Origin of the sequence: Rubrivivax sp. JA1026 (assembly GCF_011065555.1) — a bacterium.
Classification (GTDB): domain Bacteria; phylum Pseudomonadota; class Gammaproteobacteria; order Burkholderiales; family Burkholderiaceae_C; genus Rubrivivax; species Rubrivivax benzoatilyticus.
Map to the genome: position 1 here is coordinate 186268 of NZ_JAALCQ010000005.1, position 11286 is coordinate 197553.

At 70.2% G+C, this 11286-nt stretch carries 12 protein-coding genes; 1 reads left to right on the plus strand and 11 read right to left on the minus strand.

Translation table 11 applies throughout. From position 1 onward, the window contains the following. Nucleotides 1-57: 57 nt before the first annotated feature. From G5B56_RS10780 to urtA, 9 genes are all read right to left on the minus strand, one after another. A complete protein-coding gene (locus tag G5B56_RS10780; protein WP_164963194.1) occupies nucleotides 58-1155 on the minus strand; it encodes an NAD(P)-dependent alcohol dehydrogenase in 1098 nt (365 codons plus the stop codon). Nucleotides 1156-1306: 151 nt separating this feature from the next. Then, nucleotides 1307-2068 (minus strand): hypothetical protein, encoded by a 762-nt coding sequence (locus G5B56_RS10785; protein ID WP_164963195.1) that lies wholly within the window; start codon nucleotides 2066-2068, stop codon nucleotides 1307-1309. 15 nt (nucleotides 2069-2083) lie between these two features. Continuing rightward, on the minus strand, nucleotides 2084-2407 hold the full coding sequence (locus G5B56_RS10790; RefSeq protein WP_009856079.1) for a type II toxin-antitoxin system RelE/ParE family toxin: 324 nt from the start codon (nucleotides 2405-2407) through the stop codon (nucleotides 2084-2086). Further along, nucleotides 2404-2679 carry a type II toxin-antitoxin system ParD family antitoxin gene (locus tag G5B56_RS10795; RefSeq protein WP_009856080.1) on the minus strand — a complete coding sequence of 92 codons (276 nt, stop codon included), beginning with the start codon at nucleotides 2677-2679 and terminating at the stop codon, nucleotides 2404-2406. Before G5B56_RS10795 ends, G5B56_RS10790 begins: the two co-directional genes overlap by 4 nt. Before the next feature lie 53 nt (nucleotides 2680-2732). Next, complete coding sequence (urtE, locus tag G5B56_RS10800) at nucleotides 2733-3425, minus strand: urea ABC transporter ATP-binding subunit UrtE (protein WP_164963196.1); 693 nt, start codon at nucleotides 3423-3425, stop codon at nucleotides 2733-2735. Nucleotides 3426-3670: 245 nt separating this feature from the next. Further along, nucleotides 3671-4549 (minus strand): urea ABC transporter ATP-binding protein UrtD, encoded by an 879-nt coding sequence (gene urtD / locus G5B56_RS10805; protein WP_164963197.1) that lies wholly within the window; start codon nucleotides 4547-4549, stop codon nucleotides 3671-3673. Beyond that, nucleotides 4546-5604: an urea ABC transporter permease subunit UrtC gene (urtC, locus tag G5B56_RS10810; protein ID WP_164963198.1), complete on the minus strand. Its 1059-nt coding sequence runs from the start codon at nucleotides 5602-5604 to the stop codon at nucleotides 4546-4548. The genes urtD and urtC overlap by 4 nt, the downstream gene beginning before the upstream one ends. Before the next feature lie 124 nt (nucleotides 5605-5728). After that, complete coding sequence (gene urtB, locus G5B56_RS10815) at nucleotides 5729-7300, minus strand: urea ABC transporter permease subunit UrtB (RefSeq protein WP_164963199.1); 1572 nt, start codon at nucleotides 7298-7300, stop codon at nucleotides 5729-5731. A gap of 180 nt (nucleotides 7301-7480) precedes the next feature. Continuing rightward, nucleotides 7481-8764, minus strand: a complete 1284-nt coding sequence (urtA, locus tag G5B56_RS10820) for an urea ABC transporter substrate-binding protein (protein WP_164963200.1) — start codon at nucleotides 8762-8764, stop codon at nucleotides 7481-7483. Nucleotides 8765-8966: 202 nt separating this feature from the next. Here urtA and G5B56_RS10825 point away from each other — a divergent pair, with 202 nt between their 5' ends. Continuing rightward, nucleotides 8967-9980, plus strand: coding sequence for an adenosine deaminase (locus G5B56_RS10825; protein WP_164963201.1), 1014 nt, complete (start codon nucleotides 8967-8969; stop codon nucleotides 9978-9980). On the opposite strand, the gene G5B56_RS10830 is transcribed toward G5B56_RS10825, so the two are convergent. Together G5B56_RS10830 and G5B56_RS10835 are read right to left on the minus strand one after the other, a co-directional pair. Further along, on the minus strand, nucleotides 9981-10337 hold the full coding sequence (locus tag G5B56_RS10830) for a hypothetical protein (RefSeq protein ID WP_164963202.1): 357 nt from the start codon (nucleotides 10335-10337) through the stop codon (nucleotides 9981-9983). 45 nt (nucleotides 10338-10382) lie between these two features. Then, nucleotides 10383-11225 carry a dioxygenase gene (locus G5B56_RS10835; protein ID WP_164963203.1) on the minus strand — a complete coding sequence of 281 codons (843 nt, stop codon included), beginning with the start codon at nucleotides 11223-11225 and terminating at the stop codon, nucleotides 10383-10385. Nucleotides 11226-11286: the final 61 nt, after the last annotated feature.

An 11286-nucleotide genomic window follows, 5' to 3' on the forward strand; every position in this document is an offset into this window, starting at 1 on the left:
CGGGCTGCCGCCCTTCGAGCGGCGCGACACGCCAGGCGCGCCGGCCGGCGGCCCGGCTCAGGGCTTCAACGCCACCTTCAACACCCCATCCCGCTGATGCGAGAACAGCTCGTACGCCGCGACGATGTCGTCGAGCGGGTAGTGGTGCGTCACCATCGGCGACAGGTCCAGCCGCTCGGCCTCGATGACGTTCATCAGCCGGCGCATGCGTTCCTTGCCGCCGGGGCACAGCGCGGTCTTGATCGTGTGGTCGCCCAGCCCGGCGGCGAACGCCGCCAGCGGGATGCGCAGGTCTTCGGAGTACACGCCCAGGCTGGACAGCGTGCCGCCGGGCTTCAGCACCCGCAGCGCGCCCTCGAAGGTCTGCTGCGTGCCCAGCGCCTCGATCGCAGCGTCGGCGCCGCGGCCGCCGGTGAGCTTCATCACCTCGTCGACGACGTCGCAGCGCTTGAAGTTCAGCGTCACGTCGGCGCCCATCTGTTGGGCCACTTCCAGCCGGTGGTCGTTGCCGTCGATGCCGATCACCGTGGTGGCGCCCATCAGCCGCGCGCCGGCCGTCGCGCACAGGCCGATCGGGCCCTGGGCGAAGACCACGACCGTGTCGCCCAGCCGGATGCCGGCGTTCTCGGCGCCGGCAAAGCCGGTGGACATGATGTCCGGGCACATCAGCACCTGCTCGTCGCTCAGGCCGTCGGGCACCGGCGCCAGGTTGGCCTGGGCGTCGGGTACCAGCACGTACTCGGCCTGCGTGCCGTCGATCAGGTTGCCGAAGCGCCAGCCGGCCGTCGCCTTGTAGCCGTGGCAGCCGCAGCGGCCCGACGGGATCAGGTAGCTGCCGTCCTGGCTGGGCTTGCCGTCCATCGCGGCATAGCTGTTGAAGTTGGGGCAGATCGCGCCGGCGATCACACGCTGGCCTTCCTGGTAGCCGACGACCGCCGAGCCCAGCTTCTCGATCACGCCCACCGGCTCGTGGCCCACCGTCAGGCCCGGCGCCACCGGGTATTCGCCCTTCAGGATGTGGACGTCGGTGCCGCAGATCGTCGTCGTCGTGATGCGCAGCAGCGCGTCGTTGGGGCCGACCTCGGGGATCGGCTTCTCGCGCAGTTCGATGCGGCCCTTCTCGACGAAGACGGCGGCTTTCATCGTGCGTGCCATGCGGTTCTCCTTCAGCGTGGGGGTGTGTCTGTCGGAATGCGCCGCGGGTGCGCCGGCGCCGGCCGGGCGCGGTGCGCCGCACCCGTGCGCCGCATGATCGCGCGCGCCCCGGGGGGCCGTCGAGCCGGCAAGCGTGGGCGGGGTGGGGCCGTCAGCCGTCGGCCAGCGCGTGGATGCGGGCCACGACGGCGCCGTTCAGCAGCGCGCCGCGGCGCTCCAGCGCGGCCAGCAGCGCCAGCGCGGCGGCCGGCGTCTGCGTGTAGCCGGGCGCCAGCGCCGGCAGCTCGGCGGCCAGCGTGGCCTGGCGGGCTTCGAGCCGGCGCTCCCGGTTGAACGGGTCACCCGGCGCCGGGGCGGCGCGCAGCGTGTCCAGCTCGATCAGGCGGTCCAGCGCGTGGCCCTGCACCAGGCGCATCGCGCTGAGTTTTTCGCCGCGCTGCCAGCGCTGCAGGCCGACGAGCAGGTTGGACAGCGCCTCGCCGACGATCCAGGTCTCGTCGGGCAGCGTGGCGGCCGGCAGCGGGCGGCGCGGCTCGACGATCGCCGGGTCGACGCCGTCACGCGCCCAGACCAGGCGGCCGGGCGCGAACGGGATGGCGGCCAGCTCCTGCGGCTCGAAGACCGCGAACTCGCAGAACACGCCATCGGCCATCAGCGCCTTGTGGCCGTCTGCGGTGTTGCGGAAGTGCCAGGCCAGCGGGTGCGCGGCGTCCAGCCAGTCCAGGTGGTCGAGGTAACGCGCCTTGGCGCCGGGCTCGACGATGGCGAAGAAGTCCAGGTCGGACCAGGCGTCCAGCCGCGCCGTCTCGCGGCCCACCGAACCCAGTCCGATCAGGGCCAGCGCCTGGCCGCTGGCGGCAAGCGAGCGGGCGATGGTGTCGAGGCGGGTGAGCAGGGCTTCTGAAGGGCACATGGATCGGCGCACGAGTCAGATATCCGGACCTTCGTTCAGCGCGGACTCGAAGTCCTGACCGCCGTGAAATATCCCGAGCACGACCACTTCCTTTCGATCCTCGGCGATGCGATAGGCGATCGTGGTGCGTCCCTTGTGATGCGTCGTCCGCAACTCCGCCCGAATCTCGGGTCGTGGTGTTCCGCGGTGTGGAAACGACGACAGCATGACGCAGGTGTCGACGACGGCGGCGGTGTAGCGCGAGGCCACGACCGGTGAAGCCTCTCGGGCGAGGTAGCGTTGCAGCTCCCCCAACTGCCGTCGCGCTTCGTGCGAGAAGACGACGGTGTAGCGGATCATGGTTCGTTCGAGGCGGCGTGCAGCGCGGCCAGATGGGCCCTGACTTCTTCGACGCTGACCGCACGCGTCGGATCTGCCTCGAGCGCGTCGTAGGCCGCGGCCACGTCCTCGCGCAGCCACTTCTCCACCGCCGAGTCGCGCGCCAGCAGCACGCGCAGGCCGTCGCGGATGACTTCGCTCTCGGTCGCGTACTGGCCCGAGGCGACCTTGGCGCGCACCGCGTCGGCCATCTCGTGCGGCAGCGTGATGCTGAACTGCTGGGTCGAACGCATGGCGGTCTCCGGTGGCGTGGGACTGAATCCTACGCCGCCCGCCGGCCCGGCGCTCAGATCGACATGCGCTGCCTCACCCCGTCGGCCTGCATGTCGGCGCCGCGGCCGCGGGCGACGATCTCGCCGCGTTCCATCACCAGGTACTGGTCGGCCAGTTCCTCGGCGAAGTCGTAGTACTGCTCGACGAGCACGATGGCCATCGTCTTGCGGTCGGCCAGCATGCGGATGACGCGGCCGATGTCCTTGATGATGCTGGGCTGGATGCCCTCGGTGGGCTCGTCGAGCATCAGCAGCTTGGGGCCGGCAGCCAGCGCGCGCGCGATGGCCAGCTGCTGCTGCTGCCCGCCCGACAGGTCGCCGCCGCGGCGCGCGAGCATCTGCTTCAAGACCGGGAACAGCTCGAAGAGCTCGGCCGGGATCGCCGTGCCGGCGGGCTTCGTCGCCAGGCCCATGCGCAGGTTCTCCTCGACCGTCAGGCGGCCGAAGATCTCGCGCCCCTGCGGCACGTAGCCGACGCCGCGCCGCACACGCTCGTAGCTCGTGGCCTTCGTCAGGTCGGCGCCGTCCAGCGCCACCGTGCCGGTCTTCACCGGCACCACGCCCATCAGGCTCTTCAGCAGCGTCGTCTTGCCGACACCGTTGCGGCCCAGCACGACCGTCACCTCGCCGACCTTGGCCTCGAAGCCGACGTTGCGCAGGATGTGGCTGCCGCCGTAGTACTGGTTCAGTCCGTCGACTTGGAGCATCTTGGAGTCAGGTGTGTGAAGACGGGGGCAGGACGGGGTCAGGTCTTGCGAGACCTGACCCCAGCCAGCGTTGCGCGAAAGACGGGGTCAGGTCTTGTGAGACCTGACCCCTGCAGCCCCAGCGTTGCGCGAAAGACGGGGTCAGGTCTTGTGAGACCTGACCCCAGCAGCCCCAGCCAGCGTCGAAGACCGAAGACGGGGTCAGGTCTTGCGAGACCTGACCCCTGCCTGCCAGCGCAGCGCTCTCAGCGGCCGAGGTAGACATCGACTACTTCCGGGTTGTTCTGGACCTCGGCCAGCCGGCCCTCGGCCAGCACCCGGCCCTCGTGCAGCACGGTGACGGTCTTGCGGCCTTCGGTCAGCTGCTCGACGAACTTCATGTCGTGCTCGACGACGACCAGGCTGTGCTGGCCTTCCAGGCTCAGGAACAGCTCGGCGGTGCGTTCGGTTTCCTCGTCGGTCATGCCGGCCACCGGCTCGTCCAGCAGCAGCAGCTTCGGGTCCTGCATCAGCAGCATGCCGATCTCCAGCCACTGCTTCTGGCCGTGGCTCAGCAGGCCGGCGGTGCGCTGCAGCTCGTGCTGCAGGTGGATCAGCGCCAGCATCTCGGCGATGCGGTCGCGCTGCTCGCCGTTCAGGCGCCAGAACAGCGCCGAGCGCACGCCGCGGTCGGCCTTCAGCGCCAGCTCCAGGTTCTCGAAGACCGACAGCTCCTCGTAGACCGTCGGCTTCTGGAACTTGCGGCCGACGCCGGCCTGGGCGATCTCGGCCTCGGACAGGCGCAGCAGGTCGATGTTGCTGCCGAAGCTGACGCGGCCGCTGTCGGGGCGCGTCTTGCCGGTGATGCAGTCCATCATCGTCGTCTTGCCGGCGCCGTTGGGGCCGATGATGCAGCGCAGCTCGCCGACGTCGATCGCCAGGCTCAGCGACTTCAGCGCCTTGAAGCCGTCGAAGCTGACGCTGACGTCCTCGACGTAGAGCGCGACGCCGTGGGCGAAATCGGGCTCGGCGCCGGCCACGCGGCCCCAGGCGGCGCTGCGCCCGCCCGAGCCGCGGCGTTCGGCCTCGCGCTGCTGCAGCCGCGACAGGCGCTCGGCGCCGGCGCTCATCAGGTCCGGGGTCATCGCCGCGTCTCCTTGTTCCGGCGCTTGAGCAGGCCGACCAGGCCCTGGGGCAGGAACAGCGTCACCGCGATGAACAGCGCGCCCAGGAAGAACAGCCAGAACTCGGGGAAGGCGACGGTGAACCAGCTCTTGGCGCCGTTGACGAAGAAGGCGCCGACGATCGGGCCGATGAGCGTCGCGCGGCCGCCGACGGCCGTCCAGATCGCGATCTCGATCGACGCCGCCGGGCTCATCTCGCCGGGGTTGATGATGCCGACCTGCGGCACGTACAAGGCGCCGGCCACGCCGCACATCACCGCCGACAGCGTCCAGATGCTCAGCTTGTAGGCCAGCGGGTTGTAGCCGGTGAACATCACCCGGCTCTCGGCGTCGCGGATGGCCTGCAGCACACGCCCGTACTTGCTGGTGACGATGGCACGCGCCATCACGAAGAAGCCGATCAGCACCAGGCCGCTGATGACGCACAGCGCGACCCGCATGCCCGAGGTGGCGATCGGCAGCTCGAGGATGCGCTTGAAGTCGGTGAAGCCGTTGTTGCCGCCGAAGCCGGTCTCGTTGCGGAAGAACAGCAGCATCGCGGCGAAGGTCAGCGCCTGCGTGATGATCGAGAAGTACACGCCCTTGATGCGCGAGCGGAAGGCGAAGAAGCCGAACACCAGCGCCAGCAGCCCCGGCACCAGCACCACCATCGCCATCTGGAAGACGAAGGAGTCGCTGAAGGCCCAGTGCCAGGGCAGCTCCTTCCAGTCGAGAAAGACCATGAAGTCGGGCAGCGTGCTGCGGTACTGGCCGTCGCTGCCGATCTGGCGCATCAGGTACATGCCCATCGCGTAGCCGCCGAGCGCGAAGAACAGCCCGTGGCCCAGCGACAGGATGCCGGTGTAGCCCCAGATCAGGTCCATCGCCAGCGCGCAGATGGCGTAGCAGAGGATCTTGCCGAGCAGGCTGACGGCGTAGTCGCTGAGGTGCAGCGCGCTGGTCTCGGGCACGACGAGGTTCAGCAGCGGGACGACGGTGGTGATGGTGATGGTGGCGGCGAGAACACCGGCCCTCACCCCGACCCTCTCCCGCCAGCGGGAGAGGGAGGAAGACGATGCCGGCGGAGCGGGCTTGGCTCCCTCTCCCGCTGGCGGGAGAGGGCGGGGGGTGAGGGCGGGTTCCTGCATCGGTTCCATCTCCTCAAGCCTCCGCACTGCGGCCCTTCAAGGCGAAGATGCCCTGCGGCCGTTTCTGGATGAACACGACGATGAAGACGAGCACGGTGATCTTGGCCAGCACCGCGCCCTGCCAGCCTTCGAGCAGCTTGTTCAGCACGCCCAGGCCCAGGCCGGCGTAGACCGTGCCGGCGAGCTGGCCGACGCCGCCGAGCACGACGACCATGAAGGAGTCGACGATGTAACCCTGGCCCAGGTCGGGGCCGACGTTGCCGACCTGGCTGAGCGCGCAGCCGGCGAGCCCGGCGATGCCGGCGCCGAGCGAAAACGCGTAGGTGTCGACACGCGCCGTGTCGATGCCGACGCAGGCGGCCATGCGCCGGTTCTGCGTCACGCCGCGCACGAAGAGGCCCAGCCGCGTCTTGCCGATCAGCAGCGCCACGCCGGCCAGCACCAGCCCGGCGAAGACGATGATCGCGAGGCGGTTGTAGGGCAGCACCAGGTTCGGCAGCAGCTGCACGCCGCCCGACAGCCAGGCCGGGTTCTCGACGCCGACGTTCTGCGCGCCGAACAGCGAGCGCACCGTCTGCATCAGGATCAGGCTGATGCCCCAGGTGGCCAGCAGCGTCTCCAGCGGCCTGCCGTAGAGGAAGCGGATGACGCTTCGTTCGAGCACCGCGCCGACCGCCGCGCTGGCCAGGAAGGCGACCGGGATCGCCGCGACGACGTACCAGTCGAAGGCGCCCGGCAGCCAGGTGCGGAACAGGCCCTGCACGACGTAGGTGGCGTAGGCGCCGATCATGATCAGCTCGCCGTGCGCCATGTTGATGACGCCCATCAGGCCGTAGGTGATGGCCAGGCCGAGTGCGGCCAGCAGCAGGATCGAGCCCAGGCTGATGCCGGTGAAGACGATGCCCAGGCGTTCGCCCCAGGCCAGGCGCGATTCGACGCGGTCCAGCGAGGCCACCAGCGCGCCCTTCACGCCGGCGTCGGTCTCGGCCTGCAGGCGCTCCAGCAGCAGCGAGCGCGTCGCCGGCTCGGGGCTGTCGGCCAGCAGTTTCGCCGCCGCCAGGCGTTTGGCCGGGTCGTCGGCGGTGATCAGCGCGCTGGCCTTCAGCATCGCCAGCCGCGACTTCAGCGCCGCGTCGGGCTCGGCGGCCTCGGCTTTTTCCAGCAGCGGCAGGCGGCTCTCGTCGACGCCGTCCTTCAGCGCCTCGATGGCCGCGGCGCGTTCGGCGCGGTCGGCGGAGAACAGGCGCAGGCCGGCCAGCGCGGCTTCGAGCTCGCGGCGCATGCGGTTGTTGTTGACCACGTCCTCGGCGTCGTCGGGCAGCGCGACGACCTGGGCCGTGCCGGCCAGGCGCGTGTCGCTGCCGTCGAAGACGTAGGCCTTGCCGCCGGCCACCTTGACGGCGTCGTCGAGCAAGGCCTGCACGAAGGGCGCGAGCGCCGGGTCGCCGGCGGCGACGGCCTCGCCGAGCGCCGCGATGCGCTCGTCGCTGTCGCCCGCGGCGATGCGCGCCGCCTGCTCGGGCGTCAGCGCGTGGCCGGCCAGCGGCAGCAGCAGCGCGAGGCAGAGAAGAAGTCGTTGGAGCACGGCAGGCCCGGTGGGAAGCCAAGAACCGCGGCCAGGACCGGCCCGACCGCTTCGTGTTCCTCAGGGAATGCAGGCCGGGCGCCAGCCCGCCTGCACTTCAAGCGGACGCCGCGGAACCGGCTTTGCCGGGCCGCTGGCGTCGCCCCCCTGGGGGGGAGCGCGTGAGCGCTCCGGGGGGGATCAAGGTTTCGCCGCGACGACGGGCTCGTCCTTCTTGCCCTTGTTCTCGGGGATGAACGGGCTCCAGGGCTGGGCCTTCACCGGGCCCGGCGTCTTCCACACCACGTTGAACTGGCCGTCGGCCTTGACCTCGCCGATGAACACGCTCTTGTGCAGGTGGTGGTTCTTCTCGTCCATCTTGGACACGATGCCGCTGGGCGCCTTGAAGGTCTGGCCGGCCATCGCCGCGATCACCTTGTCGGTGTCGGTGCTCTTGGCCTTCTCCACCGCCTGCACCCACATGTTGAAGCCGATGTAGCTGGCTTCCATCGGGTCGTTGGTCAGCGGCTTGTCCTTGTGGCCGGGGATGTTCTTGGCCTTGGCGTAGGCCGACCACTTCTTGATGAACTCGGCGTTGGTCGGGTTCTTGATCGACATGAAGTAGTTCCACGCCGCCAGGTGGCCGACCAGCGGCTTGGTGTCGACGCCGCGCAGCTCCTCTTCACCGACCGAGAACGCCACCACCGGCACGTCGGTCGCCTTCAGACCCTGGTTGCCCAGTTCCTTGTAGAAGGGCACGTTGGAGTCGCCGTTGATCGTCGAGACCACCGCGGTCTTCTTGCCCTCGGCGGCGAACTTCTTGATCTTGGCGATGATCGACTGGTAGTCGGAATGGCCGAACGGCGTGTACTCCTCGAGGATGTCGGCGTCGGCGATGCCCTTGCTCTTCAGGAAGGCGCGCAGGATCTTGTTCGTCGTGCGCGGGTAGACGTAGTCGGTGCCCAGCAGCACGAAACGCTTGGCGCCGCCGCCGTCCTTGCTCATCAGGTACTCGACGGCCGGGATGGCCTGCTGGTTGGGCGCCGCGCCGGTGTAGAAGACGTTCTTGCTCAGCTCCTCGCCCTCGTACTGCACCGGGTAGAAGAGCAGGCCGTTGAGCTCCTCGACGACCGGCAGCACGCTCTTGCGCGAGACGCTGGTCCAGCAGCCGAAGATCACCGAGACCTTGTCCTTGCTGATCAGCTGGCGCGTCTTCTCGGCGAACAGCGGCCAGTTCGACGCCGGGTCGACGACCACCGGCTCGAGCTTCTTGCCGAGCACGCCGCCCCGGGCGTTGACCTCGTCGATGGCCATCAGGATCGTGTCCTTCAGCACCGTCTCGGAGATCGCCATCGTGCCCGACAGCGAGTGCAGCACGCCGACCTTGATCGTGTCGGCGGCGTGGGCGGTGGAGATGCCGAGCGCGGCGAGCGACGCGGCGGCGAACGATTGCAGCGCGAAGCTGCGGCGCGAGACGGATGCCATGTGAACCCCTCCAGGTGGCCGGTCGGCCGGTTGAACTGGAGGGCAGTGTCCGAACGCCGGCCGACGCGGCCAATACGACAGATGTCGTATCCGGCTGGGGTCAGGTCTTGCCATTCGCCGCCAGCACGCGCCCAACCCGCAAAAGGCGAGACCTGACCCCACGGCGTAAAGTCGCGGCCCGATGCAAGAACGAGAAAGCGCCATGCCCCACACCGCCCTGCTGCGCAAGATGCCCAAGGCCGAGCTTCACGTGCACATCGAAGGCACGCTGGAGCCCGAACTGATCTTCCGCCTGGCCGAGCGCAACGGTGTCGCGCTGCCCTACGCCAGCGTCGAGGCGCTGCGGGCGGCCTACGCCTTCACCGACCTGCAGAGCTTCCTGGACATCTATTACGCCGGCGCCAGCGTGCTGCTGAAGGAGGCCGACTTCTTCGAGATGGCCTGGGCCTACTTCGAGCGCGCCGCGGCCGACGGCGTCGTGCACGCCGAACTGTTCTTCGACCCGCAGACGCACACCGTGCGCGGCGTGCCGATGGAGACGGTCATCACCGGCCTGCACCGCGCCTGCCAGCGCGCGCACGCCGAACTCGGCATCAGCGCCTCGCTGATCCTGTGTTTCCTGCGCCACCTGAGCGAAGAGGACGCCTTCGCGACGCTGGAAGCGGCGCTGCCGTACCGGCATCTGTTCATCGGCGTCGGCCTGGACAGCAGCGAGCGCGGCCACCCGCCGGAGAAGTTCGCGCGGGTGTTCGCGCGCTGCCGCGAACTCGGCCTGCACCTCGTCGCCCATGCCGGCGAGGAAGGCCCGGCCGAATACGTCGAGACGGCGCTGGACCTGCTGAAGGTCGAGCGTGTGGACCACGGTGTGCGTTGCCTCGACAAGCCGGCGCTCGTCGCGCGGCTGGCTGCCGAGCGCGTGCCGCTGACGGTCTGCCCGCTGTCCAACGTGAAGCTCTGCGTCTACCCCGACATGGCGGCGCACCGCCTGCCCGAGCTGCTGGCCGCGGGGGTCTGCGCCACCGTCAACAGCGACGACCCGGCCTACTTCGGCGGCTACCTGCTGGACAACTACCGCGCCGTCTTCGACGCCCATCCGGCGCTGGGCCGCGACGCGGCCTACGCGCTGGCTGCCAACAGCCTGGAGGCCAGCTTCGTGCCGGCCGAGCAGAAGGCGCGCTGGAAGCGCGAGCTCGACGCGGTCTTCGCCGCCGCCTGATCAGGCCGCGGCGCGGCGGCGTTCGTCGCGGCGCAGCAGCACGACGACCAGCGTCAGGAAACCGCCGACCAGCGCCAGCCCCAGCGCACCGACGGCCCAGGCCGACCAGACGATCAGCGGCGCCGCGGTGCCGAGCAGGCCCAGCGTGCTCTGGGCCAGGTCCAGCAGCGCGTGCATCAGTCCCTGCCAGCCGGGGAACCAGCGGTCGATGACGTCGGCATAAGGCACGCGGTCGATCAGCTCGCTCAGGTCGCCGACCCAGCCGGCGTCGGCCAGCAGCAGCGTGTGCAGGCCCCAGGCGCCCAGCGACCAGAGGGCCAGCAGCAGCGCGGCGACGATCCAGATGAAAGCGATCATGGCGCGACGATAACCGCGCCGCCGAAGCCTCGTGCGCCGCGTGCCTCAGCCCGCCAGCGCCGCGGCCAGCCGCGCCGCCTGCGGCCCGAAGGCGTAGGCGTCCATGCCCAGGTCGCCGTAGGTCAGGCTGGCGTGCACGCGGCGCGCCACCGGCGCCTCGCCGGCGGCACCGGCGGCGACGAAGTACGGCAGCAGGTGCTCGTCCGTCGGGTGCATCAGCGCCGCGTGCGGCGCCTGGCTGCGCCAGGCCAGCAGCGCCGGCCAGTCGGCCGCTTCGCCCTTGTCGGCGAACCAGTCGCGGAAAGCCGTGCTCTCCGGCGTCGCCGGGGCGTCGATGCGGCCGGCGCCCAGCGCGGCGAAGACCCGGCGCAGGTTGTGCGTGATGCTGCCGCTGGCCAGCACCAGCACACCCTCGGCGGCCAGCGGCGCCAGCGCACGGCCCAGCGCGAACAGCCGCGCCGGCGTCCAGCCCGGCGGCCAGGCCAGCGGCAGCACCGGCAGGTCGGCGTCGGGGTAGACGTGCAGCAGCGGCGTCCAGACGCCGTGGTCCAGGCCGCCGCCGTCGTGGCGCTGCACGGGGATGCCGGCCTCGGCCAGCAGCGCCTGCACGCGGGTGGCGAGCTCGGGCGCACCCGGCGCGTCGTAGCGCAGCCGGTACAGCGCGTCGGGGAAACCGCCGAAGTCGTGGATCGTCTCGTGCTGCGCACCGGCCACCAGCACCGGCTCGCGTGTCAGGCTGTGCGCCGAGATCGCGACGATCGCGCGCGGGCGGCCGAAGGTGGCGTCGATGGCCGGGCCGAGGCGGCGGAAGAAATCGCCGGCTTCGCCCGGTTCGAGCGCGGTCATCGGCGAGCCGTGGGACAGGAAGAGCGGGGGCAGCGGGTTCATGGCCTCATTTCAGCAGCCCGCCGGGCTGTCCGGGTTCAGCCCGCTTGCACGGGCCGTTCAA

What these genes read in the sequence shown, in the direction of transcription:
- G5B56_RS10830 (WP_164963202.1), bottom strand. Translation starts at nt 10,337, where the DNA reads ATGATCGCTTTCATCTGGATCGTCGCCGCGCTGCTGCTGGCCCTCTGG.
- G5B56_RS10780 (WP_164963194.1), bottom strand. Translation starts at nt 1,155, where the DNA reads ATGGCACGCACGATGAAAGCCGCCGTCTTCGTCGAGAAGGGCCGCATC.
- urtD (WP_164963197.1), bottom strand. Translation starts at nt 4,549, where the DNA reads ATGACCCCGGACCTGATGAGCGCCGGCGCCGAGCGCCTGTCGCGGCTG.
- urtE (WP_164963196.1), bottom strand. Translation starts at nt 3,425, where the DNA reads ATGCTCCAAGTCGACGGACTGAACCAGTACTACGGCGGCAGCCACATC.
- G5B56_RS10835 (WP_164963203.1), bottom strand. Translation starts at nt 11,225, where the DNA reads ATGAACCCGCTGCCCCCGCTCTTCCTGTCCCACGGCTCGCCGATGACC.
- G5B56_RS10795 (WP_009856080.1), bottom strand. Translation starts at nt 2,679, where the DNA reads ATGCGTTCGACCCAGCAGTTCAGCATCACGCTGCCGCACGAGATGGCC.
- urtA (WP_164963200.1), bottom strand. Translation starts at nt 8,764, where the DNA reads ATGGCATCCGTCTCGCGCCGCAGCTTCGCGCTGCAATCGTTCGCCGCC.
- G5B56_RS10790 (WP_009856079.1), bottom strand. Translation starts at nt 2,407, where the DNA reads ATGATCCGCTACACCGTCGTCTTCTCGCACGAAGCGCGACGGCAGTTG.
- G5B56_RS10785 (WP_164963195.1), bottom strand. Translation starts at nt 2,068, where the DNA reads ATGTGCCCTTCAGAAGCCCTGCTCACCCGCCTCGACACCATCGCCCGC.
- G5B56_RS10825 (WP_164963201.1), top strand. Translation starts at nt 8,967, where the DNA reads ATGCCCCACACCGCCCTGCTGCGCAAGATGCCCAAGGCCGAGCTTCAC.